Raw genomic sequence first — 22,089 nt, forward strand, 5'->3', positions numbered from 1 at the left:
CGTGAAGTGGACCTATCCTGTAGGGCCACTAACCGACCCTTCCTAGAGACCACTTTCGTGCGCACCCACATTGACCTGCCGGTATCCCTGTCCCGCGACTCGGCCGTCCCGCTGACCACCCAGCTCGCCGGCTGGCTGCGGCACGCCATGATGGGCGGCGCGCTCGCGCCGGGCGAGCGGCTGCCGTCCACGCGGGCGCTGGCCGACCAGCTCAAGGTCAGCCGGACGGTCGTCACCGAGGCGTACCAGCAGCTCTACGCCGAGGGCTGGCTGGAGGGGCGCCACGGGTCCGGCACGTTCGTGGCGGCCATGGAGTCGCACGTCCCGCCGCGCGAGAGCCCGTACGAACCGGCGCCGCCCGCCCGCCGCCCCGAGGGAGAGTGGATCGACCTGCGTCCGGGGGACCCGTGGGTGCGCGACTACGACCGGGCCGCCTGGAAGCGGGCCTGGCGCAAGGCCGGCGAGCTGCCGCCCGGCGACTCGCCCGACCTGCACGGCCTGCCGCGCCTGCGCGAGCTGCTCGCCGACCACCTGCGCAGGGCCAGGGGCATGGCCGTCGGCCCGGAGAACGTCCTGGTCACCAGGGGCACCGGCAACGGCCTCGACCTGTGCGCGCTGGCCCTGCTGGCCGGCGGCGGACGGGCGGGCGTCGAGGACCCGGGCTACCACGTGGCCCGCACGGTGTTCGCGGCCAGGGGCGCCGAGGTCGTGCCCTGCCCGGTGGACGAGGACGGCGTGATCGTCGACGGCCTGCCCCGCGACCTGCGCGTCCTCTACACCACCCCCGCTCACCAGTACCCGCTGGGCGGCCGGCTGCCGATCCCGCGCCGGGAACGCCTGCTGTCCTGGGCCAGGAGCACCGGCGCCACGATCGTCGAGGACGACTACGACGCCGAGTTCCGCTACGACGTCGCCCCCCTGCCCGCCCTCTACGGCCTCGACCCCACCCGCGTCGTGCTGCTCGGCTCGCTGTCCAAGACCCTGGCCCCCGACGTCGGCGTCGGCTGGCTGGTCGGCACGCCCGACCTGGTGAGCCGGATCGCCGCCATCCGCGCCGCGGTCTCCGACCGCACCAGCGGACCGGTCCAGCAGGCCGTCGCCACCCTCCTGGAACGCGGCGACCTCGACCGCCACCTGCGCAGGATGCGCCTGGAGTACGCTCGCCGCCGGGCCGCCGTGGTGGAGATCCTCGGCCCGGTCTGCCGCCTGCGCGGCGACACCGCCGGGCTGCACGTGCTGGCCGAGCTGCCCGCGGGCGACGTCCAGGAGGTCGTGGAGCGGGCCAGGGAACGCGGCGTGCTGCTCGACCCCGCCGACCGCCACCACCACGACCGCGCCCGCCTGCACGGACTGGTCCTCGGCTACGGCTCGGCCTCGCTCAGGGACGTCCGGCGCGGCTGCGCGGTGCTGGCCGGCCTGATCCGGGATGCTCAGACCGGATTGAGTATCTGAGCGCTGGCGCCCGCCGGGCCGCCGCCTGCAGGGTGGCGGGCATGAAACCCTGGCTCCTGCCGGCCTCGCTGATCGTCACGGCGGTCGTCGCGTGGCTCGTCCTGTACGCGGGCGTGCCCCTGTCCACCCTCCTGTCGCTGGGCCTGGGCGCGATCTGCCTGGTCTGGCTGGTCGTCCTGCTGACCTTCCCGTGGAACCTGTCCTTCGCCGCCCGGCAGGTGGTGCACGACATCGCGGTCTCCCGCGAGACCGGCATCGACGTCCCGGCCCGCGGGGAGCAGGAGGCCAGGACGATCGCGCGCCGCATGCTCGTCCTCGCGGTCGCCGGGCACGTGGTCTCGGCCGTCGTGGTCGCGGTGGTCACGTTCTTCTCCGGGCGGCAGATCGGCTACTACTTCGCCGGGTTCTACCTGCTGGCCACCGCGTTCCGGCCGGCCGGGGCCTACGTCGGGCACCTGCGCGAGCGGGTCAGGACGCTGGGACGCGAGGTCCGCTACCCGCGCCTCGACGTGATCGCGCTGCGCGACCAGGTCGAGACGCTGTCCGCCGCCGCCGAACGGCTCACCCGGCAGGTCGAGGAGCTCGGCGGCGAGCTCGCGGCCACCCGGGCCGGCCTGGAACGGGCCGACCACGACCTGGAGCGCCGGATCACGCTGATGGCCCGCCGCTTCGAGGAGACCGTGGACGGCCTCAACGACAACCAGGAGATCATCACCGGGCTGCGCGCGTTCCTCAGGCTGCTTCGCGCGGACCCCGCATAGGCGGCTCCAGACCGCGCAGCACGGGCAGCGAGCGGGCCGCGTACAGCGGGTCCACGGGCAGCACGTGCCGGGCCCACCAGCGCGCGGGGCCCGGGTCCGGCGAGGCGTCGGTGAAGCCGAGGGCGTACTCGTCGTACGGCGGGTCGTACAGGTAGCCGGTGGCCACCCCGCGGCGCTCCAGCTCGGCGACGGCCGCGTCCCTGTCGCGCACCAGCAGCGGGACGCGGAACAGCGGCTGGTCCAGGTGGTCCAGCACGGCCGGCGCCACCGTGGGCAGCTCGGCCAGCCGGGCGATCCCGGCCAGCCGCCGCGCCCGCTCGCCGGGCACCTTGGCCAGACGCCTGGACTGGTACCAGCGGACCAGCCGGCCCCGCCGGGCGCGGTAGGCCGCCAGGTCGGCGCGTACCCACGGGTCGAACGGCGGCAGCGCGGGCACCTGCTTGAGCGCCAGCTCCAGCGCGTCGGGCTCCAGGGCGATGCGGTAGCCCTCGCGCTCCTCCTGCATGCCGAGGGCGCGCATGAGCGCGAGCGCCGGGCGCACGAGGTCGAGCCTGAGCGCCGCCTGCCGGGCCATGGAGGTGGCCACGCTGAACAGGTCGGCGCGCAGCGCGCCGGGGACGAGCAGCTCGTCGCGGGCGCGTTCGAGCGCTTGGAGGTCGGCGCGGTCGGTCACCGCGAGCACGCCGCCCGAGCCCGCGCCCGGATGTTTGGACAGGCTGAACACCCCCGCCTGGCCGAACGTGCCCAGCGGGCGCCCGCCGGGAGCGGTCTCCAGGGCGTGCGCCACGTCCTCGATCAGGATCTTTCCCGTGAAGGCGGACACCTGGTCGGGCAGGCCGTACAGGTTCGTCGTCAGGACGGCGTCCACCGTGGACAGGTCGACACGGGAGACGTCGATGTTGCCGTCACGCGGGGACAGCGGCGCGATCACCGGGCGCAGACCGGCGGCCAGCACGAGGAAGAGGATCTCGTCGGCCGAGACCGGAGACATGAGCAGCCGCTGACCCGGCAGGCACCAGTGGCGCAGGGCGAGGTAGAGGCCGAGGCGGTTGGATGGGAGCCACAGGCAGTGCCGCCCGGTGCGCTCCGCGATGAGTCTCACCCTTGTAGGACGGTACGCAAGCGCCCAAAAGTTTTCAACGCCTTGTCGGCGGTCTTGAGCAGCAGCGGATTGGCCATCACCGTGGCGCGCGTCTTGCGCACCGGCACCCGCATCATCCAGTGGACCCCAGCCGCGACACCGGCCCTGGCCACGCGGCCCTCCGCGACTTCCAGCTCGCCGTTCTTGAGCTTCTCCTTGTACTCCTTCTCGCCCCGGCCCATGTCGATCACCTGGACGCCCGATGCGGCGGCTGCCTCGGCCATCGCCAGGTGGTGGATGAGCCCGGGGGAGTACTTGGCGAAGGCGGTGTCGTAGGCCGGGAACCAGCCGGCCAGCGTCGTGCGGGTGCGCACCCCGAAGTGCCCGGCCACCGGCACGTCGTCGACGTAGACCATGTCGAGGACGCCGGCGAAGCTGTCGGACCGGGTCGCGAGCAGCCGCTCGACCAGCTCGACGATCCACCGCTGGGAGAACCGGTCGGTGCGCCCGGTACGCCGGTACTGGTCGGTCTTCCAGCCGAGCAGCGTGTGCAGCGGCCCGGTGTCGGTGATCGCGTAGTCGTGGCGCAGCGGCCCCGACTCGCGCTGCAGCTTGCGCGACTTGGCCAGGGTCGACTTGTACGTCTTGCCGGACCGGTCCCGCAACGTCTCGGTGTAGGGGCCGTAGCCGTCGCGCAGGTCGATGATCGGCGAGGGGTGCGTGGTGTACCGCCCGTCGAGCAGCGGCTGGCCGGAGACCAGGTGGTCGAACTCGTAGACCGACAGCCCGCAGTCCTTGATCAGCCGGTGCGGGTCGAGGTCGAGGCCCTTGGCGTGGACCAGGCCCTGCGCGTCGGTCAGCCCCGCGGCGACCGGCTTGCCGATGCCCAGCGGATGGCGTTCGAAGGGGAAGAAGCCGACGATGTCCGGCCCGTCGTACAGGACGGCCACCCGGACCAGATCCCGGAGCTCGCCCACCGTGACCGTGAACTCCGGGGACAGGAAGGGGTTGTCGAAGGCGGCGTCGGACTCCTGCAGGGCGCGCCATCGGCTGAGTTCGGGCTGTCCCAGATCACGAGGGTGGGCAACGGTGACGCGCATGGGCTCCTACTGTCGGCTTACCACAACCTGACCAGCATGCGGTCAGAGGTGTATGGCCAGGTTAAAGGATGGGCGTCCATGCCTGGGATGTGCCGGGCCTACTGTTATGCAACTCTCAGCTGGCTTTCAGGACCGAGTGGCGTTCTAATGTGTGTCCATGACCGTACCAGGGATCGACTGGCCGCGGCTGGTCTCGTGGCTGGGCAGGAACGTGCCGGACGCCGGGGAGCCGCTGTCCGTCTCGCTGATCTCCGGAGGCAGGTCGAACCTGACCTACCTGGTGGAGGCGCGCGAGCGCCGGCTGGTGCTGCGCAGGCCGCCGCTGGGTCACGTGCTGCCCACCGCCCACGACATGCGGCGGGAGTGGCGGGTCATCTCCGCGCTGGCGCCGACGCCCGTCCCGGTGCCCGAGCCCGTCGCCTTCTGCGCCGACGAGGAGGTGGTCGGGGCGCCGTTCTATGTCATGGGGTACGTGCCCGGCGCCGCCGTCCAGACCAAGGACGAGCTGGGGCGGCCGACGCCGGCCCAGACGCGGCGGCTGTCGGAGCGGCTGGCCGAGGTGCTGGCCGCCATCCACGCCGTGGACTACCGCGAGGTCGGGCTCGGCGACTTCGGCCGTCCCGAGGGATACCTGGCCCGGCAGCTCGACCGGTGGTGCCAGCAGTGGGAACGGTCGAAGACCGCCGACCTGCCCGACTACGACAGCCTCGTCCGGCGGCTGCGCGAGCGGCTGCCCGCCGCGTCCGACAGCACCCTGGTGCACGGCGACTACCGGCTGGACAACACGCTGGTGCGCCTGGCGCCGCCGCCGGCCGAGATCGAGATCATGGCCGTGGTCGACTGGGAGATGTCCACGCTCGGCGACCCGCTGGCCGACCTGGGGCTGACGCTGACCTATTGGCACGACCGCGGGGACGACGAACGGGCCCGCATCCCCGTCTCCGGGGACGTGACGGTGGCGCCGGGGTTCATGAACGCCGCCGAGTTCGCCGCCCACTACGGGAAGGTCTCCGGCCGCGACATCTCCGACCTCGGGTTCTACGTGGCCTTCGGCAATTTCAAGCTGGCGGTGATCGTGGAGGGTATCCACGCCCGGTTCAAGCAGGGTAAGACCGTGGGGGAGGGGTTCGACCGCATCGGCGCGGCCGTGCCGACCCTGATCTCCCGCGCCCATCGCATGCTCGACCAGCCCTGACCCCGCAAGGAGCCCCATGAGCACAGTTGCACTCATCACCGGAGCGGCCAGCGGCATCGGCGCCGCGGTGGCCCGGCGGCTGTCGTCGGGCGGCGCGAAGTGCGTCCTCGTCGACCGCGACGGCGAGGGCGTCGAACGGGTGGCCAAGGAGGTCGAGGGCGCGTGGCTGGCCGCCGACGTCAGCACCGAGGAAGCCTCCCTGGAGGCCGTCGCGCTCGCCGAGCAGCGGTACGGCCGCCTCGACCTGGTGCACCTCAACGCCGGCATCTCCGGGGGCGTCGACCTGGCGGACTTCGACCTGGAGCGCTACCGCGCGGTCGTCGGCGTGAACGTGGACGGCGTCGTCTTCGGCGTGCGCGCCAGCGTGCCGCTGCTGGCCAGGTCGGGCGGCGGCGCGATCGTGGCCACGTCCTCGCTGGCCGGGCTGGTGGCCTTCGCCGGCGACCCGATCTACACCATGACCAAGCACGCCGTCGTCGGCCTGGTCCGGGCGCTGGCCGAGCCGCTGTCCCAGCAGAACATCCGGATCAACGCCGTCTGCCCCGGATTCACCGACACTCCGCTGGTGGCCGCCGCGCGGGACATGTTCGTCGACGCCGGATTCCCGCTGCTCACCGCCGAGGACGTCGCCGCCGCCGTCGAGTCCGCCTTCTACGCCGAGACGCCGGGCACCCTGCTCGTCGTGCAGCCAGGTAGGCAGCCGGTGGCGTACCGTTACTCAGGGGTTCCCGGGCCCGCGGGCGGTCAGCGCCCACCCGCTTCCGATTGACATCAAGTCTGCTGCAAGCGGAACGATTACCGTCATAAGGGCCGGGCACTACCTGGCCCTTGTACGTTGCGTGATGGTAAGGAGCGTTCCGTGATCCCCACCGAGGGCAGACACGCGCGCAGACGGTCGCCATGGCCGATCGCCCTGGGAGCCGGCGTCCTCGCGGTCGTGCTCGTCGTCGGCATCATGGTCTACGCGGGCATGCGGTCGAGCCCTCGCGAGGGTTTCAAGGGCGGCGAGGTGGCCGAGGTCGGGCCCAGCCAGGCGCCGCCGCGGCTCGAACAGCCGCCCGTGCTCCACGACTGGCCCCGGTGGGGCGTCACGCACACGCAGTACAGCACCGAGACCGAGCCGCGCCAGGTCGTCGACCAGGCCAGGGGCCTGCTCGGGCGGGTGCCGATGCTGCAGAACCAGCACATCATGGGGTGGGGCGTGGGCAACCCCGAGCCGAGCCCCGGCCAGTTCAGCTTCCGCGACCTCGACCGGCGGCTGACGTTCATGGCGTCGTCGCGGGCGGTGCCGGTGATCACCCTGTGCTGCGCGCCCGACTGGATGAAGGGCGGGCAGCCCGGACGTACCGACTGGAGCAAGAACCACACCGTCGCCCCCGAGCCGGAGCACTTCGACGACTACGCCAAGCTGGCCGCGCGGGTGGCCCGGCAGTACCCGACCGTCAAGTACTACATGGTGTGGAACGAGTTCAAGGGCTTCTGGGACCCCTCGACCAACCGCTGGGACGCCGAGGGGTACACCCAGCTCTACAACAAGGTCTACGCGGCGCTGAAGAAGGTCGACCCGCAGATCAAGGTGGGCGGGCCGTACATGCCGATCGAGACCGGCTCGGGCGGCGGGCCCTCCGAGCTGAAGGGCCCCTGGGGGACCGTCGACCAGCGGGCGCTCGACGCCATCGAGTACTGGATCGAGCACAAGAAGGGCGCCGACTTCATCGTCGTGGACGGCGCCTCGATGACGACCGACAAGGGGAACATTCCCGACGACTTCGGCGCGCTCGGCAAGTTCGGCGCGATCACGAAGTGGCTGCGGGAGAAGAGCGGCGACCTGCCCGTCTGGTGGGCCGAGTGGTACGTAGAGCCGGAGAACTCCGGGTGGAGCGAGGAGCGGCGCACGGCCGTCCAGGCGGCGGCGATGATGGAGTTCGCCAGGAGCGGCGTCACCACCGCCCTGTACTGGAACCCGCAGGTGAAGGGGACGGGCCAGTGTGACGGCTGCCTCTGGGCGCCCGGGCGGGGGGACGAGATGCCGATGGCGGGGCTGCTCAGCGGGTTCACCCGGTGGTTCCCGGCGGGGGCGCGGCTCGACAGCGCGGTGACGTCGTCCGACCCGAAGGTGAAGGTGCTGGCGCAGGAGCAGCAGGTCGTCATGGTGAACACGTCCGACCGGGAGGTGACGGCCACGGTGGACGGCAAGACGGTGACGCTGGGGGCGTACGAGATCAAGTGGGCGGGAAGAGGCGGCACCTGACGGCCCCGGCGCCTTCGGCGCCCATGGTCCACCCGGCCCGTTGCCTGGTTACCGGGTGGGCCGGTTGGAGCCCGTCCCAGGGCAGCCCCCCGGCACGGTCCACCGCTTCACCGATCCAGATACGCATGAACGTAGAGTGGTCCTCCATAAGCTGAAAGTGACTGACTTGTGACGCCGGGGACCGTGATGACCGACAGCAATGCCGAGCCGCCCATCGTGCACATCCTCGACCCGATGAGCGCGGCCTACGACGCCGCCTTCGCCACCTTCCTGGCCCACACCGACCAGAAGATCCGGGCCCGCGAAGAACTGGCCCGGATCGTGGGACGGCTGCCCCACCGCCGTACGTTCATCGACGCCGGCGCGGGGACGGGCGAGACCACCGCATGGCTGGAGCCCAGGTTCGACCGGACGATCGCCATCGAGCCGAACGAGCACCTGCGGGCGGAGCTGGCCCGCCGGTGTCCCGAGGCCACGATCCTCGGCCAGGACATCGCCACCGCCGATCCGCAGGAGACCGCCGACCTGGTGTTGTGCGCGCACGTCCTGTACTACGTGCCGCAGCAGACGTGGCTGCACCAGCTCCAGAGGCTGGCCTCCTGGACGGCCGAGGGCGGCTTCGCCGTGGTCGTCATGCAGAACCCCGACAGCGACTGCATGCGCCTGCTGCGCCGCTTCACCGGCCACCGCTACGACCTGGACGCCCTCGGACGCGCCTTCGCCGCCACCGCCGGCACCGAGTGGGAGATCGGCATCAGCACCGACCCGGCCTCCGTGACCATGCCCGACCTGGAAACCGCCCTGGCGGTCGCGCAGTTCATGCTGAACGTCGTCCCGCTGCCGGAGCCGCCCGCCATGGACGAGGTCGCCGCCTACCTCCAGGAGAACTTCCGCACCCCGGACGGCTACCGCCTGAGCTGCGACCAGGACTTCCTGGAACTCCAGCGCAACGGCCCGGACGCCTGACAACCGCCCGCCCGAACAGCCCAGCGGCGTCCCGGCGGCTCCGGGATGCGGCCCGGACCGCCCCTCACCCCCGAAGCCGGCCCTGACGGACCTGCGCGATCGGGCCCGACGGACCTGCGCGATCGGGCCTGACGGACCTGCGCGATCGGGCCTGACGAACGTCCGCGGTCGGACCTCACTCGCCCTGGGACCGGGGCGGCGTGACGGCCATCGTGAACGCCGTCTCGGTGAGGAGCGTCTGGTCGAGCACGATGTGTGGCCGCGTGCCGCGTTCGAGCTGCTGGAGGCCGAGCACCACCGCCAGCGCGAGCAGCGCCCGGCGTTCCGCCTCCTCCTCGTCGAAGCCCAGCCCCACCAGGAGCCCGGCGACGAAGTCGACGCGGCGGCGGGTGACCCGGGTGACGATGTCGGCGACGCCCTCGCGTTCGGCGTCGAGGTAGAGGCGGCTCTCGCCGCCGCGCCGCCCGGCGCGGGCCGCGACCGTGCCGAACAGGGCGCGCAGCCGGGCGCGCGGCTCGGCCTCGGCGGAGGCGGCCGCGATGATGTGCTCGGTCTCCTCGGCCTCCCAGCGCTCCATGACCGCCCGGACGAGCGCGCCGCGGTCGGCGTGGTGCCAGTAGAAGGAGCCCTTGGTGGTGCCGAGGTCGCGGGCGACGGCCTCGACCCGCACCGAGTCCAGCCCGATCTTGGTGAACCGCACGTACGCCGCGTCCACCCACTGTTCCGCCGTGATCCGGCCCCCTTGCGCCATTCGCCATACGGTACCGTATAGTCCTCACCATACGGCACCGTATGGAGGCGTCATGAGAACACCCGTCTACTGGTCGTCCGCCCTGGACGACATGCCCGCGCCCGACTACGCCGACGTGGTCGTCGGTGTGCTGCCGCCGCGCGCGACCGCCGATCCGCGGGCCTGGGCGAAGGCCGTCTTCTCGGTCGCGTCGATGCCCCGCTGGATCGCCGCGGCCCTGTGGTTGCGCCAGGCGGTCGTGCCGCTGGCCGGCATCCCGCGCGCGCCGCGCGACGTCTTCCGGGTCGCCCGGGTCGAGGGGGAGGAGGCGCTGATCGTGGCCGACGACCGGCACCTGGACTTCCGCTGCGGGGTGGGGGTCGACCGCGAGGCGCGGCTCGTGCGGGTCACGACCACCGTCCGGTTGAAGGGCCGGCGCGGCCGGCTCTACTTCTGGCCGGTACGCCTCGTGCACCCGATCATCGTCCGGGCCATGCTGCGCTCCGCCCAGCGCCGCCTGGGTGCGCCTACAGGGTGACGACGACCTTGCCCGTGGCGTGGCCCTGCTCGACGTGGGCGATGGCCTCGGGCACCTGGTCCAGCCGGTAGGTCCGGCTGACGACCGGGACGACCTCGCCCGCCTCGACGAGCCCGCGCACGGCGGTCAGCGTGTCCCGGTCCGGGGCCGTGACGAAGTTGACCATGCGCTGCCGGACGAACGGCTTGGTCGCGAGCACGCGCAGGATGCGCCCGGCCGGCCCGAGCAGCGACCCGCCGCCGGAGCCCCCGTTGGGGACGTAGGTGCCGGTGGGGGTGAGGGCCCGCCGGTAGTCCGCGAGCCGCCGGTCGCCGACGTTGTCGAGGATGAGGTCGTACCGGCCGGTGTGGTGGCTGAAGTCCTGTCTGGTGTAGTCGATGACCTCGTCGGCCCCCAAGGACGCGACCAGCTCCGCCTTGCCGCCGCTGCACACGCCGATCACCTCGGCGCCCAGCGCCTTGGCGATCTGCACCGCGAACGTCCCCACCCCGCCCGCCGCGCCGACGACCAGGACCTTCTGCCCTGGTTTGACCTCACCTCTGACGGCCAGAGCCTCGTAGGCGGTCAGCGCCGCCAGCGGCACGGCCGCCGCCTGCTCGTACGTCGAACCGGCCGGCTTCTCCAGCAGCACCTTGTCCTGGGGGACGGCGACGTACTCGGCGAAGGCGCCCCGGAAGTGGCCGAACACCTCGTCGCCGGGCTTCAGCCGGGTGACGTTGCGGCCCGTCGCCTCGACCTGCCCGGCCAGGTCCATGCCGAGCCCGTCGAACGTGGGCCGGCGCAGCCCCGAGACGGCCCGCATCACGTACGGCAGGCCGCGCACGAAGTGCCAGTCGCCCGGGTTGACGGACGCGGCCCGCACCCGGACCAGCACGTCGTCGTCGCCGACCGGCGGCGGGTCGACCTCCCGCAGTTCGATGACGGCCTCGGGCGGCCCGTAGGCGGCGTAACGGATGGCTTTCATGGCACGCTCCTACTCGACGGTTCTGAGGATCTGCTCGATCGACGCCGTGCGGGCGCGCAGCTCGGCCAGGTCGGCCGCCGAGCGCTGCTGGGCGTCGAGGGTGTTCTCGGCGAGCTGCTCGAACCTGTGCACGAGCCGGCGCAGGTCGTCCTTCTGCAGGGCCTCCAGCTTCGCCTTGCGGAAGTCGAAGAGGCCGACGATGACCAGGCAGATCAGGAAGCCGGTCACGAGCAGCACGCCGAGGATGAAGATCACCTCGGGCCAGGCGGTGGGCATCAGGGGCGCTCCTTGGGCTCCGGGTCGGGCGCGGTGAGGGTCTTGGCCGCCTCGGCCAGCGCCGCTGCGGTGAGGTGGACGTCGAAGTCGGTGACTTCGTAGTACTTCATGGCCTTGCCGTCCTCGGAGAGCTCCAGCGTGCCGACGATCAGGCCGGCCGCTTCCAGCCGCCGCAGGTGCATGTGGAGGAGCGGACGGCTGACGCCGATCTCGCGGGCCAGGTGGCTCACATAGTCGCGGCCGGCGGCCAGGGTCGCGACGATGCGCACCCGCAGGGGGTTGCCCAGCGCCGCCAGCATCTCGACCAGCTCGTCACCGGTCGGCGCGGCATCGGTCATGGTTTCCCGTCACGTGAAAGATTTTCCTTACACATGAGAGCGTACCTCGCCCAAGGGGCATTTGGACAGACGATCTCAGACGGCCTGCGCGGAATCGGGAACCTTGTGCCGCTGGCCCGTGGGCCTGCGCCAGTACGTCAGGTAGCGCAGCACCCACTCCACCGGCCCGTACCGGTGTCCCTTGAGCCACCAGTGGCTGTAGAGCACCTGGACGGTGAAGATGGCCAGCGCGATCAGCACCTCGACGGCGGGGCTGACCCGGTCCACCAGGGCCAGGCCGTAACCGGTGAAGATCAGCGAGCAGATCAGCGACTGGCCCAGGTAGTTCGACAGGGCCATCCGCCCGGGGGCGGCCAGGGCCCGGCCCACCCGCGGCAGGTACGGCAGCACCCGCAGGAACGTGGCCGCGTACGCGGCGGCCAGCAGCGGCGCGGTCACCAGGTCGATGGCCTCGCCCAGGAACTTGTTCACCGTGCCGTTCCAGGCCGACTGCGTGTAGACGAAGGCGCCGGCCAGCCCGACCGTGAACCCGGTCCACTGCAACCTGCGCAGCGCCACCTTGTGCGCCGACAGGTTCCGCAGCACGCCGAGCTTGCCGACCGCCAGCCCGATCAGGCACGCGGCCAGCACCGCGGGACCCTGGAACAGCACCCGCAGCAGGACGATCAGCGACAACTTGCGCATGTGCTCGGAGATGATCTGCCAGAACACCCCGCCGAGCGCGGTGTCGGACCTGGCGGCCTCGGCGGTGCCCTCGGCGACCGTGCCGGAGGCGTCCAGGCCGACCATCGCCAGCAGGGCCAGCATCAGGAACCCGAACGCGAGCAGCAGGGTCAGCAGCCCGGCCAGCACGATCGCGGTCTTGGGGCCGATCCTGCGCAGCACCAGCAGCGCGATCCCGACGAACGCGTACGTGGTCAGGATGTCGCCGGGGAACAGCAGCACCGCGTGGGCCAGGCCGATCAGCAGCAGCCCGCCCAGGCGGCGCAGGAACATCGGCACGAACGCCCGCCCCTGCCGGACGGCCGAGTCGAGCTGGAGCGTGAAGCTGTAGCCGAACAGGAAGGAGAACAGCAGGTAGAACTTGTTCTCCATGAACAGCGTCACGGTCCAGCGCACGACCCAGTCGAGGGAGGAGTCGAAGCCGGGCTCCGCCATCCCGGCCATCCGGAAACCGGAGGCCAGGAAGGCGATGTTGACGACGAGGATGCCCAGCAGCGAGAAGCCGCGCAGGGCGTCCACAGAAGTGATCCTCGCAGCCGCGAGTCGTGCATCGGGCATGGCGGGAAGTGTCTCCTGTGTCCTCATCAGGCCTACATCATCCCGCAAAACCTTAGCGTTTCCTGTGAATTCAGTTATTTAGTGCGATGTGGATAAATCTCTCCACGATCACTGCTATAGAGATCAAGAACGACGGGATGGCCAGGAACATCAGCCCTCTGCGCGCCCGTCGTGCCCGGTTCGGCCCGTTCAGCCCGATGACCTCGTAGCCGAACAGCGCCACCCACGTCACGACCAGCGCGCCGATGCCGACGGGCGTCCAGGGCGAGGTGGGGTCGCCGCGTCCCTTGTAGGGGTTGGGATCGGGGATCTCCGTGCCCTTCACGAACTTCTTCCAGGTGTAGAGCGCGGCGTCGTCGTTGGAAAAGACTTTCTTCAGGTCGGGCGAGGCGTCGAGGGCGGCCCGGAACCGCTGCCCCCAGTCCTCCGGGAAGCCCTCGTTGAGCTGCAGGTAGCTGACCTGCCCGCGGCTCACCATCAGGTACGAGTTACGCGGCTGCTCCTTCAGCTTGGCCACCGCGTCGGCGATCTGCGTCGGGTCCTTGTGCACCAGCGCCTGCACGCCGAAGTTGACCAGCTCGACATCCCGCTCGCCCCACGGCAGGGTCGGCGTGACCTCCGGCCCCTCCTTGGGCACCAGGTAGAGCACCTTGGCGCTCGGCTTGTCGTGGTCGTAGACGTAGTGCAGGGCGGCGACCTCGCCGGTGGTGACCCGCTCGAACTTCTCGTTGCCGTACCGGGCCAGCAGGAACGCGAAGGCGAACAGCACCGCGAAGCAGGCGGCGAGCACGACCGAGACCTTCTTGGTCAGCTCGGGGTTGAAGCGCACGTTCCGCCTGCGCAGCGGCACGGTCTCCTCGCGCACGTCCGCGCTGTCGGCCGGCAGGTTCGGGAAGAACGCGTAGGCGGCCAGCAGGCAGGAGCCCGGCAGCGCGAACATGTAGATGCGCAGGCCGATCTCGCCGCCGTAGCTCTGCAGCCCCAGCGCCAGCACCGGCACGCAGAGCAGGATCAGCGCGGACCGGTCGAACACCCCGCGGCGCAGCCGCCGGAACAGTCCGGCCGCCGCCAGCGAGAGGATGACGCCGAGGATGCCGAGGCGCGCCTGCAACACCAGCGCGTGCGCCGGGTCGCTGCCCTCGACGCGGTCGGAGGTGGCGCTGCCGATGTTCTGCAGGATCTTGCCCAGGCCGCCGAAGATCGCGTCGATCTGGCCCGCCCAGAACCCGACCGTCATGTAGCTGATCCACGCCAGCGTCACGAGACCGAGGAAGAACGGCAGCGCCCACGTCAGCGAGGTCCGCTTGAAGATCAGGAAGGCCGTCACCACGCCCATCATCATGAACGGCGTGATCTGGTGCGAGGCCACCGACGCGAAGAACAACGCCAGCAACATCAGCAACATCAGCAGCTTGTCGGCCCGGTACGTGCCGGTGTTCACGATCTCGCCGGGCGTCATCGCGTCGAGCCTGCCCAGCAGCTTGCGCAGCCCCTTGGGCGGGATCGGCTTGGTACGCGGCTCCACCCGTCCGAACCAGCGCAACAGGATCGCCACGAACGCCAGATACAGGGCGAAGGTGAACCCCTGCGGCGAGAAGTAGTCCTGTCCGATCCACTGCACGAGGATGAACAGCAGCGCCGCGAACCAGCGGGCCCGCGTCGTCGCCACCACCTGGCGCAGGATCAGGACGAACGGGAGCAGGTAGAGCAGGTTCGACAGGAGCGGCGTCCACTGCAGGATCGTCGTCATGTCGGTGATGCCGGCGGCCTTGGTGACGAACGCGAACAACGCGAAGAAGCCCGGCCAGCCCATACGGGCGTCGATGCTGATCGCCGTCTCGCCCGTCCTGGAGATGAACTCCACGAAACCGGCGTGGATGTACGCCGTGGGGAAACGCGGCTCGGTGGCCACCAGGGCGCCCGCGCCGTGCAGGGCGAACGTGATGGCGGCGATCTGGAACAGCAGCAGGAACTTGCGGTCGGTGCTCTGGGCGACCGTGACGAAGAACGACACGATCATGATCAGGATGGCGATGAACGCCGTCGCCGGCAGCGCCGAGATCAGGCCCAGGCCGTTGATGTTGTCCGGGTCCACACCCCGCAGCGGCCCCGGGGGCACGCGCAGGGCGAGGATGTACATGAGCAGGCCCTCGAGCACGAGGACGACCGGCAACCACTTGGGCGCGCCGGCGATCAGCGCCGCGAGCCGCCCTCCGGCGGGCCGGCCCTGCTGTCCCGCGGCCACGGGCGCGCCTTCGCCGCCCCGCGGGCCGCCCACGCCCTGCCCGTCGCCGGAAGCCCCCGGAGCCCGCTCGACGGCCGGAGCCCGCTCGACGGCCGGAGCCCGCTCGACAACCGGAGTCCGCTCGACGGCCGGAGCCCCGGCGCCGGACGCCGCAACGGCACCGGCACCGGCCTCGGCCGTCCGGGAAGCAGGCGCCCTGAAGGCGACGGTCCTGCCGTCACCATCACCCTCGCCGTCATCGGCAGGGCCGGCCCCCTGGGTGCCGGGCGCGTCCGTGCCGGACGCGCCCGCGCTCCCCGCGTCGGCGACCCCGGTACGACCGGCGCCCGCCTCCCCGTTCGGCGAGGCGCCACCCGCGTCGGAGGACGCCCCGGAACGAGCCCCCTCCGTCGCGTCCGATCCGGAGCCCTTCGGGCCACTGACCGGACGTGCGGGTGCCGCGGAGCTCTTCGAGGAGCCGGCAGCAGGGGTGGGGGAGCCGCCCTCGGCGGCCTCGGCGGGCGGAGCCTGGGGAGGCTGCGCCACAGGCATCGGCATGGTCCCGGCGGCCGGTGAGCCCTTCGACTCCGCAGCCGCGCCCTCCCCGGACACCCCCTCGGGACCGGACGCCCCCTCGGGACCGGACGCCACCTCAGGACCGGACGCCCCCTCGGGACCGGACGCCACCTCAGGACCGGACGGCTCGGCCGCCGGAGCCGGGGCGTGGGGCGCCCTGGCGGTGAACGCGTTGGGCCCCACCGTCTTGGGCCGGGCCTCGCCGTCGCGCTCCGCGAACGCCTGCGAAGGCCCGGAAGCGGGCTCGTCAGCCGTGGGCGGGTGGCCGATGTGCAGGGGTGCGGGGACGCGGAAGGCCGTCGTCGTCTCGGCGTTCACCTCCGCCGGGGAGCCGGACGCCGCCGGCGCCTCCTCCTCGTCCGACGCCGGTGGGGACGCCGGAGCGCCTCCTTGCCCGTCGTCGAACGTCAGCCGCGGGATCACCCCCGTGGCCTCCGGATCGAAGGGCGTCTCTGTCTCCTCTCCGGCGTCCTTGCGAACGTCGGAGGAGCCGGTCTTCCCCTTAGTCATGCCATCGCCGTCCCGTTGCCTCACGTTGACCATCATGCGGCCCCGGACGACCCCTGAGTGACAGTCGGCTGCCCAGTTTCACCAAAATTGAGTATTTTGCGTAGATTTCCGAAGATCAGAAGTGCCACCAGCAGCTCGCTGAAGAGCAGCCCGTAACCCACCGCGTTCACCCCGAAGTGCGGGAAGAGGGCCACCGTGGACACCAGCACCAGCACCGCCAGCCCGATCTGCACGAGCGCCAGCGTGCGCGCGTGGCTCTGTGCCCGCAACGCGCTCAGGTACACCTCGATCAGCACCCGCGGCAGCACGGCCAGCGCCATCAGCCGCAGCAGCGTGGACCCCTCGTCGGCGAACTTGGCGCCGAAGACGGTCAGGATCAGCGGCGCCCCGATGATGGCCACCGCGATGATCGGCGTCACGATCATGAAGCCGCGCCGCAGCGCCCGCCGGCAGTTCAGAGCCAGTTTGGAACGATCGAAGGAACCCTCGACCGTCAGCGACACCGCCATGTTCATGGCCAGCAGCTCGATCATGCTGGCCAGCGTGTGGGCCATCGAGAAGCGCCCGAACGTGGCCTCGCCCACCTTGGTCGCCACCACCACGGGCACCAGGTAGACGATCGCCAGGATCGACAGGGTGCCGGGGAAGTCACCGGCCAGGAACCGGCCGATCTGCCGCAGGCCGGGCGGCTCGTGGGCGGTGCCGAGGCTCTTGACGTGCCGGGGCACGACGAAGCCGAAGATCAGCCAGTTGACCGGGATCAGCGCGAGCGCGGTGGGGATCATCCACGAGACGAAGATCCCGCCGTCGGGCAGCGCGCCGGCCAGCGCGACCAGCAGGCCCATCTTGACCAGGCCGAACACCAGGTTGTTGACCGGCACCCAGGTGGCCTTGCGCAACCCGGTGAGCACGACGTCCTGGAGTGTGAAGACGGCCCACACCAGCACCGAGGCCAGGAAGAACAACCCCGGCCCGAACCCGGCCAGCACCGAGTACGTCTTCCCCCACAGCGGCAACGTCAGCAGGAAGCCGAGCGCCGCGACCCCGCCCGTGGCGGCGGCCAGGCCGTAGCCGCGCAGGATCAGCTCGGGCGTGCGCCGACCGGCCACCGGCAGGAAGCGGGCCAGCGCGCCCACGAAGCCGAGCGCGGTCAGCGACGCGAACAGCCGCATCGCGGTGATCACCGCCTGGCCGCGCCCGAACTCCTCGGGGGTGTAGAAGTGCGCCGCCAGCAGCCAGTAGCCCATGCCGAGGGTGCCCGTGACGACCGTGTTGGCCATCAGGGCGTAACCCTGGCGGAAGAGCGGATTGCTGAGGTCGCGGAGGAGCTTTTCCCGCAGGCTAGACATTTCCGCGCACCCGCTGCAGCCCGTACCTCGTCCGCCGGACGACCGCGTACCCCTTGGTGAGGATGCGTTCGCGCAGGTAGATGAGAGGCACGGCGTTGCCTTCGACGGCGCGCTTGAACATGCTGATGGTCGTCGGCTTGCCGACCGTCAGCCGGGGGATGGCGAGCATGTCGTGGCGGTCGGCCGCGATGGTGTTGCTCACGGCGCAGGCGGCGAAGTAGCCGGCCTTGCGCACCTCCTGGCGGACCCGGGCGCTGGAGTAGCCGTAGGGGTAGGCCATGGTGGCGACCGGCGCGCCGATCTTCTCCTCCAGCAGGCCCTTGTTCCTGCGCAGCTCCTGCCGCAGGTCGTCGGTGCGGAGCTGGTCGAGCTGCGGGTGGCTGTGGCTGTGGCCGCCGATCTCGATGCCGTTCTGGGCGGCCTCGCGGGCCTGGCCCCACGACAGCATGTCGTCGAGCGGACGGCCCGCGGCGTCCTTGCCCGCGTCGGCCACCCAGCCGCTGGTCAGGAAGACCGTGGCCGGGAAGTTGTAGCGGTCGAGCAGGGGCAGCGCCTGGCTGTGGAAGTCGGCGTAGCCGTCGTCGAAGGTCAGCACGATCGGCTTCGCCGGCACCGTACGGCCGTCGATCTTGTTCAGCGCGGCCACCAGGTCGCCCAGCGTGAGCGGGGTGAACCCGCTCTCCGACAGGTAGGCGAGCTGCTCGGCCAGGTCGGACGGCCGCACGGCGTGCGGCCGCGTCTCGTCGTTGGGGCTGTCGCTGACCGAGTGGTACATCAGGATCGGAATGCGGATCATGAGCGTGCCACCTTCAGCCGTGCCGTGCCAACCACGTAACCCCAGGTCGTCCAGGCCAGGCCGACGACGATCGCGGCGGCCCTGCCGAGCCCGGACGGATCGCCGCGCAGGGCGTCGCCCACGCCGCGCAGCGCGCCGAGCGGCAGCGTCTTCATGGCGTGGGCGCGCTCGCTGGCCAGGCCGTCCTGGGTGCCGACCTCCCGCGTGACCAGGGCCTTCGACAGGCCCTCCGCGTAGCACCTGGACCTGAAGTAGGCGAAGCCCTCGCGCTGCCTGGACACCTTGTGCCCGATGACAGCGCGGGGCTCGAACAGCATGACCGAGCCCGGCTTGCGCTGGCTCAGCCTGATGCAGAACTCGGTCTCCTCGCAGCCCAGCGGGCGCGACTTGCGGCCCTGCACGCTGCGGCCGATGCCGCTGTGGAAGCCGCCGACCTCGGCGACGACCTCGCGCAGGAAGGCGGCGTTGCCGCCCATGACGTTGCGGATCGGCGCGCGTACCGCGGGCATGCCGCGGTACGTGCACCCGACCGTCCAGTCGAACTCGTACGGGAACCAGCGGGGCCGGCGCTTCGACGCCCACAAGGGGTCGGTACGCCCGCCCACGCCCACCACACCGGATTCCTGGAAGCCCTCCTCCAAAGCCTCCAGCCACCCCGCGTCGGCGACCGCGTCGTCGTCGAGAAACGCGACGATCTCACCGGTGGCCGTGGCCACGCCGGTGTTCTTGCCGCCGGACAGCCCCTGCTCGTGCGTGTTCTCCACCACAATGGCCTGTGGATAGGCGCGCTTGAGCTTCAGGTGCAGGTCCGGATTGTGGTCGACCACCAGGATCAGCTCGTGTGCCGGGCGGCTCTGGTTCTCGACCGACTCGACTGCCTGCCTGATGTCCTCCCAGCGCTCTTCTGTGTAGACGCAGATGACAACAGACGTGTTCACAACGGTTCCTCTTACGCGACGCCTCGGTCAGCGGCGGGAGTGGCGGTGGGCTCAGGCTGAGGGGCGGAGGGCTGGCGGCGCCACTCCTTCAGGATCGTCTTGAGCACACGGAAGCCATCTCGTACGGCACGCAGGTTGCTCTCGCCGTGAATGCGGTTGCGCTCGTGGCTGGGCACCTCGTGCACCTTCAGCCCGGCCTTGGCCGCCCGCACGTTCATCAGGGTCTCGACCTCGAAGCCGTCGCAGTCGAGGTCGAGCACGTCGAGGTGACGCGCCCAGAACGCGTTGTAGCCGTAGCACAGGTCGGTGTAGTTGGTCTTGTACATCACGTTGACGATGCCGGTCAGGACCTTGTTGCCCAGGCGCCGGTTGAGCGTCAGGTCGTCGCTGCCGCCCCCGGCGGCGTAACGCGAGCCCTTGACGAAGTCGGCCCCGGTCACGAGGGCGCCCACGAACGAGATGATCTCGCGGCCGTCCGTCGAGCCGTCGGCGTCGATCATGACGATGATGTCGCTGGTGCACGCGGCGAAGCCGGCGGCCAGGGCGTCGCCCTTGCCCTTGCCGGTCTGCGTGACGATCTTCACGTTGGGCCGCAGGCGCTTGGCGACCTCGACCGTGTCGTCGACGGAGTTGCCGTCGACGAGCACGATCTCGTCGACCCACTGGGGGATCGTCGCGAAGACGTGCGGCAGGTTCTCCGCCTCGTTCATCGCCGGCACGACCACGCTCACCGTCGGGGAAATGGCCAGGTGAGGGGTGACGGGCGTGAAACTCGAAGGGGGCGGCATGGAGCGCAAGGGGGACTTCTGAACCTTGCCGTTGTGCTTGGTGATCTCGGGACTCATGACGAGGGATATCCTTCCGGGACCCGGCCCTGCTCACCGCACGGAGTCATCCCCGGGTGCTGCGGGAATGACGGAGCCGACGAGCGGTGCATTGTTGGGTCCTGTGGAGTGAGGGTGTGTGCTGGTGCCGGGGGGTGATGCCGGGAGCGTTCAGCCGGCTCCCGTTGGTTCCTTGACTACATTGGGTGACTCCTGCTGCTGCTGCATCGAGGTGCGCACCCGACCAAAACCCTTGAGGACGCGGTCGGCCGCCTTATAAAGAGACGGTCGATCCAACACGATTGTTCGAGCTTTGTTGAAAGGAGTTCGGCCCATCCAGTGGACGGCCGCTGTCGCGGACGGTCGTGAGATGCGGCCCTCGGCGACGTACAGGACCCCGCTCTTGAGCCAGTCTTTGTACTCCTTGCCGCCCTTGCCCATGTCAACCATGTGCATCCCGTCGTTCGCGGCGGCCTCGGCCATCTGCAGATGGTGGACGATGCCGGGCGAGTAGCGGGCGTACTCGGTGTCGTAGGCGGGGAACCACCCTACAAGCGTTGTGGCGGTACGGAGACCGAAATGCCCGGCAACAGGCACGTCCCCGGCATAAAGCATGGTGAGGATGCCGGAGAAGTCCGATGACTTCTCGGCATGCATCATGTCGATGAGTTCGACGATCCAGGGCTGGGCGAACCGGTCGACCCGGCCGGTGCGCCGGTACTGGTCGGACTTCCAGGCCAGGAGCGTGCGCAGGACCTCGGGGTCGGTGGCGTTCCACTCGAAGCGCAGCCCGCCCTGCTCCCGGCCGAACTTGCGCTCCTTGTAGCGGACGGTCTTGAGGTTCTTGGGGGAGTTGGCCTTGACCTGCTCCAGCCAGGAGTCGAAGCCGGAGGTGAAATCCATCACGGGGGCCGGGCGCACGTCGGCCTCGTACGGGGCGAACGTCGGCTGGCCGGCGACCAGGTGGTCGAAGTCGAACACGCTGAGCTTGCAGGCGCGCAGCAGCTGCTTGGCGTCGAGCCGCAGGTCGGGGAGCGCGATCAGGCCGTGGCAGGTGGTCAGGAAGCCGCCGAGCGGCTTGCCGATGCCGAAGCTGTGCCGTTCGTACGGGAAGAACCCGGCGATGCGGTTGCCGTCGGAGATGACCGCCACCCTCACGTAGTCACGCAAGCGGTCCATCGCCACGGCGAACTCGACGGAGAGGAACGGGTTGTCCAGACTCGGATCGGCCTTCTGCAGCTCCCGCCATCGGGCGCGTTCGGCGTCTCCGAGGTCTCTCGGGCGCACTACCTGGATGTTCACCTTGCCCTGGCCCCCTGTTCGGTCTGCATGTTCTTCCCCCGGTACAACACGCGAAGCACGTACATGAACCCGCCGAGCACGGCGACCGTCGCCACGCCGGCTCTGGGCGACCATGCGTTGAACAGCAGCATGGCTTCGGCGAGGAGCACGTTCAGGACGAGGCTGGCCGCGGCTCCTACTGATAGTGCGGCAAGGGGGTCACGATCGCGCAACAGCCCCACCACCGCCGCCCCCGGCACCACCATGAGGAACAGGGAGATCAAGAACGGGCGCAGCGGGGTGTCGAGGTCGAACAGCGCGACCACGGCCCCCGCTATGCAGGCGAGCGCCAGCAGCCATGCCAGCGCTCTGCGGTGCTTGAGCATCTCCTGTTTCTCTCCTGCTCTTTCCGGTCAAGACATGGTTGATCGATTTTCATGGGACCAATCCTGGTCCGGGCACGTCAATGCCGACGCTTGGTGAGCCGTTGAGGTTCACCGGCATGGCGAAGTTTCTCCTGTGACGTCCGCCACATGACGTGGTGACTCCGGGTTTCCGGGCGTGTTCCCCAAGCTAACCAGAATGCCCTATGTGGCCTATGATGTTCGAGCCAGGGTCCTGTTTATCCCGTTATGTCCGCTCTCCCTGGGGAAGTGTT

The 22,089-nt window shown here is 70.5% G+C and carries 21 protein-coding genes; 7 read left to right on the plus strand and 14 right to left on the minus strand.

Annotated elements, in window-relative coordinates:
• Positions 1–57 precede the first annotated feature (57 nt).
• Positions 58–1,452 (plus strand): PLP-dependent aminotransferase family protein, encoded by a 1,395-nt coding sequence (locus ACFYYW_RS36165; RefSeq protein ID WP_387655718.1) that lies wholly within the window; start codon positions 58–60, stop codon positions 1,450–1,452.
• A 41-nt stretch (positions 1,453–1,493) separates the two neighbouring features.
• Complete coding sequence (locus tag ACFYYW_RS36170; RefSeq protein ID WP_387655720.1) at positions 1,494–2,213, plus strand: hypothetical protein; 720 nt, start codon at positions 1,494–1,496, stop codon at positions 2,211–2,213.
• Here ACFYYW_RS36170 and ACFYYW_RS36175 read toward each other — a convergent pair.
• A complete protein-coding gene (locus tag ACFYYW_RS36175; RefSeq protein WP_387655723.1) occupies positions 2,185–3,315 on the minus strand; it encodes a DegT/DnrJ/EryC1/StrS family aminotransferase in 1,131 nt (376 codons plus the stop codon). The two genes, ACFYYW_RS36170 and ACFYYW_RS36175, sit on opposite strands and share 29 nt — an antisense overlap.
• Positions 3,312–4,394 (minus strand): GNAT family N-acetyltransferase, encoded by a 1,083-nt coding sequence (locus ACFYYW_RS36180; RefSeq protein ID WP_387655726.1) that lies wholly within the window; start codon positions 4,392–4,394, stop codon positions 3,312–3,314. Before ACFYYW_RS36180 ends, ACFYYW_RS36175 begins: the two co-directional genes overlap by 4 nt.
• Positions 4,395–4,551: 157 nt before the next feature.
• On the opposite strand from ACFYYW_RS36180, the gene ACFYYW_RS36185 reads away from it, so the two are divergent.
• The 4 genes from ACFYYW_RS36185 (at position 4,552) to ACFYYW_RS36200 (ending at position 8,806) form a co-directional block, all read left to right on the plus strand.
• Complete coding sequence (locus ACFYYW_RS36185) at positions 4,552–5,589, plus strand: phosphotransferase family protein (protein WP_358288035.1); 1,038 nt, start codon at positions 4,552–4,554, stop codon at positions 5,587–5,589.
• Between the two features lie 16 nt (positions 5,590–5,605).
• The gene (locus ACFYYW_RS36190) at positions 5,606–6,358 is read left to right on the plus strand and encodes an SDR family NAD(P)-dependent oxidoreductase (protein WP_364412426.1); all 753 of its coding nucleotides are present in this window, start codon (positions 5,606–5,608) and stop codon (positions 6,356–6,358) included.
• A 90-nt stretch (positions 6,359–6,448) separates the two neighbouring features.
• On the plus strand, positions 6,449–7,840 hold the full coding sequence (locus ACFYYW_RS36195; protein WP_387655730.1) for a xylan 1,4-beta-xylosidase: 1,392 nt from the start codon (positions 6,449–6,451) through the stop codon (positions 7,838–7,840).
• Positions 7,841–8,026: 186 nt separating this feature from the next.
• Positions 8,027–8,806, plus strand: a complete 780-nt coding sequence (locus tag ACFYYW_RS36200) for a class I SAM-dependent methyltransferase (RefSeq protein ID WP_387655733.1) — start codon at positions 8,027–8,029, stop codon at positions 8,804–8,806.
• A gap of 175 nt (positions 8,807–8,981) precedes the next feature.
• Here ACFYYW_RS36200 and ACFYYW_RS36205 read toward each other — a convergent pair whose 3' ends face one another.
• Positions 8,982–9,557, minus strand: a complete 576-nt coding sequence (locus tag ACFYYW_RS36205) for a TetR/AcrR family transcriptional regulator (RefSeq protein WP_387655736.1) — start codon at positions 9,555–9,557, stop codon at positions 8,982–8,984.
• A 52-nt stretch (positions 9,558–9,609) separates the two neighbouring features.
• Between ACFYYW_RS36205 and ACFYYW_RS36210 the strand changes: the two genes are divergently transcribed.
• The gene (locus ACFYYW_RS36210) at positions 9,610–10,074 is read left to right on the plus strand and encodes a DUF2867 domain-containing protein (RefSeq protein WP_387655739.1); all 465 of its coding nucleotides are present in this window, start codon (positions 9,610–9,612) and stop codon (positions 10,072–10,074) included.
• Here ACFYYW_RS36210 and ACFYYW_RS36215 read toward each other — a convergent pair.
• The 11 genes from ACFYYW_RS36215 to ACFYYW_RS36265 all read right to left on the minus strand — a co-directional run bounded on the left by ACFYYW_RS36215 (position 10,064) and on the right by ACFYYW_RS36265 (position 21,817).
• The gene (locus tag ACFYYW_RS36215; protein ID WP_387655742.1) at positions 10,064–11,038 is read right to left on the minus strand and encodes an NAD(P)-dependent alcohol dehydrogenase; all 975 of its coding nucleotides are present in this window, start codon (positions 11,036–11,038) and stop codon (positions 10,064–10,066) included. The genes ACFYYW_RS36210 and ACFYYW_RS36215 overlap by 11 nt on opposite strands.
• A 9-nt stretch (positions 11,039–11,047) precedes the next feature.
• Positions 11,048–11,314: a hypothetical protein gene (locus tag ACFYYW_RS36220; RefSeq protein WP_352326042.1), complete on the minus strand. Its 267-nt coding sequence runs from the start codon at positions 11,312–11,314 to the stop codon at positions 11,048–11,050.
• A complete protein-coding gene (locus ACFYYW_RS36225) occupies positions 11,314–11,652 on the minus strand; it encodes a winged helix-turn-helix domain-containing protein (RefSeq protein ID WP_352326040.1) in 339 nt (112 codons plus the stop codon). Before ACFYYW_RS36225 ends, ACFYYW_RS36220 begins: the two co-directional genes overlap by 1 nt.
• 75 nt (positions 11,653–11,727) lie before the next feature.
• Positions 11,728–12,933, minus strand: a complete 1,206-nt coding sequence (locus tag ACFYYW_RS36230; RefSeq protein WP_387655746.1) for a DUF418 domain-containing protein — start codon at positions 12,931–12,933, stop codon at positions 11,728–11,730.
• A 70-nt stretch (positions 12,934–13,003) separates the two neighbouring features.
• Positions 13,004–16,243: a hypothetical protein gene (locus ACFYYW_RS36235; protein WP_387655749.1), complete on the minus strand. Its 3,240-nt coding sequence runs from the start codon at positions 16,241–16,243 to the stop codon at positions 13,004–13,006.
• Positions 16,244–16,275: 32 nt separating this feature from the next.
• Complete coding sequence (locus ACFYYW_RS36240) at positions 16,276–17,592, minus strand: lipopolysaccharide biosynthesis protein (protein WP_387655752.1); 1,317 nt, start codon at positions 17,590–17,592, stop codon at positions 16,276–16,278.
• Positions 17,585–18,388 carry a polysaccharide deacetylase family protein gene (locus ACFYYW_RS36245; protein ID WP_352327063.1) on the minus strand — a complete coding sequence of 268 codons (804 nt, stop codon included), beginning with the start codon at positions 18,386–18,388 and terminating at the stop codon, positions 17,585–17,587. The genes ACFYYW_RS36240 and ACFYYW_RS36245 overlap by 8 nt, the downstream gene beginning before the upstream one ends.
• Positions 18,385–19,326: a glycosyltransferase family 2 protein gene (locus ACFYYW_RS36250; protein WP_358288006.1), complete on the minus strand. Its 942-nt coding sequence runs from the start codon at positions 19,324–19,326 to the stop codon at positions 18,385–18,387. Before ACFYYW_RS36250 ends, ACFYYW_RS36245 begins: the two co-directional genes overlap by 4 nt.
• Positions 19,327–19,337: 11 nt before the next feature.
• The gene (locus ACFYYW_RS36255; protein ID WP_387655756.1) at positions 19,338–20,171 is read right to left on the minus strand and encodes a glycosyltransferase family 2 protein; all 834 of its coding nucleotides are present in this window, start codon (positions 20,169–20,171) and stop codon (positions 19,338–19,340) included.
• Between the two features lie 150 nt (positions 20,172–20,321).
• Complete coding sequence (locus tag ACFYYW_RS36260) at positions 20,322–21,452, minus strand: GNAT family N-acetyltransferase (protein ID WP_364391661.1); 1,131 nt, start codon at positions 21,450–21,452, stop codon at positions 20,322–20,324.
• On the minus strand, positions 21,449–21,817 hold the full coding sequence (locus ACFYYW_RS36265; RefSeq protein ID WP_352327059.1) for a hypothetical protein: 369 nt from the start codon (positions 21,815–21,817) through the stop codon (positions 21,449–21,451). The genes ACFYYW_RS36260 and ACFYYW_RS36265 overlap by 4 nt, the downstream gene beginning before the upstream one ends.
• Between the last annotated feature and the right edge of the window lie 272 nt (positions 21,818–22,089).

This window comes from Nonomuraea sp. NPDC001831 (assembly GCF_042892035.1).
In the GTDB taxonomy this organism is placed as follows: domain Bacteria; phylum Actinomycetota; class Actinomycetes; order Streptosporangiales; family Streptosporangiaceae; genus Nonomuraea.

Excerpts from the sequence above, each read along its gene's own strand:
- ACFYYW_RS36170 (WP_387655720.1), top strand. The coding sequence starts at position 1,494 with ATGAAACCCTGGCTCCTGCCGGCCTCGCTGATCGTCACGGCGGTCGTC.
- ACFYYW_RS36180 (WP_387655726.1), bottom strand. The coding sequence starts at position 4,394 with ATGCGCGTCACCGTTGCCCACCCTCGTGATCTGGGACAGCCCGAACTC.
- ACFYYW_RS36185 (WP_358288035.1), top strand. The coding sequence starts at position 4,552 with ATGACCGTACCAGGGATCGACTGGCCGCGGCTGGTCTCGTGGCTGGGC.
- ACFYYW_RS36190 (WP_364412426.1), top strand. The coding sequence starts at position 5,606 with ATGAGCACAGTTGCACTCATCACCGGAGCGGCCAGCGGCATCGGCGCC.
- ACFYYW_RS36200 (WP_387655733.1), top strand. The coding sequence starts at position 8,027 with ATGACCGACAGCAATGCCGAGCCGCCCATCGTGCACATCCTCGACCCG.
- ACFYYW_RS36205 (WP_387655736.1), bottom strand. The coding sequence starts at position 9,557 with ATGGCGCAAGGGGGCCGGATCACGGCGGAACAGTGGGTGGACGCGGCG.
- ACFYYW_RS36210 (WP_387655739.1), top strand. The coding sequence starts at position 9,610 with ATGAGAACACCCGTCTACTGGTCGTCCGCCCTGGACGACATGCCCGCG.
- ACFYYW_RS36215 (WP_387655742.1), bottom strand. The coding sequence starts at position 11,038 with ATGAAAGCCATCCGTTACGCCGCCTACGGGCCGCCCGAGGCCGTCATC.
- ACFYYW_RS36220 (WP_352326042.1), bottom strand. The coding sequence starts at position 11,314 with ATGCCCACCGCCTGGCCCGAGGTGATCTTCATCCTCGGCGTGCTGCTC.
- ACFYYW_RS36225 (WP_352326040.1), bottom strand. The coding sequence starts at position 11,652 with ATGACCGATGCCGCGCCGACCGGTGACGAGCTGGTCGAGATGCTGGCG.
- ACFYYW_RS36230 (WP_387655746.1), bottom strand. The coding sequence starts at position 12,933 with ATGCCCGATGCACGACTCGCGGCTGCGAGGATCACTTCTGTGGACGCC.
- ACFYYW_RS36235 (WP_387655749.1), bottom strand. The coding sequence starts at position 16,243 with ATGACTAAGGGGAAGACCGGCTCCTCCGACGTTCGCAAGGACGCCGGA.
- ACFYYW_RS36240 (WP_387655752.1), bottom strand. The coding sequence starts at position 17,592 with ATGTCTAGCCTGCGGGAAAAGCTCCTCCGCGACCTCAGCAATCCGCTC.
- ACFYYW_RS36245 (WP_352327063.1), bottom strand. The coding sequence starts at position 18,388 with ATGATCCGCATTCCGATCCTGATGTACCACTCGGTCAGCGACAGCCCC.
- ACFYYW_RS36255 (WP_387655756.1), bottom strand. The coding sequence starts at position 20,171 with ATGAGTCCCGAGATCACCAAGCACAACGGCAAGGTTCAGAAGTCCCCC.
- ACFYYW_RS36265 (WP_352327059.1), bottom strand. The coding sequence starts at position 21,817 with ATGCTCAAGCACCGCAGAGCGCTGGCATGGCTGCTGGCGCTCGCCTGC.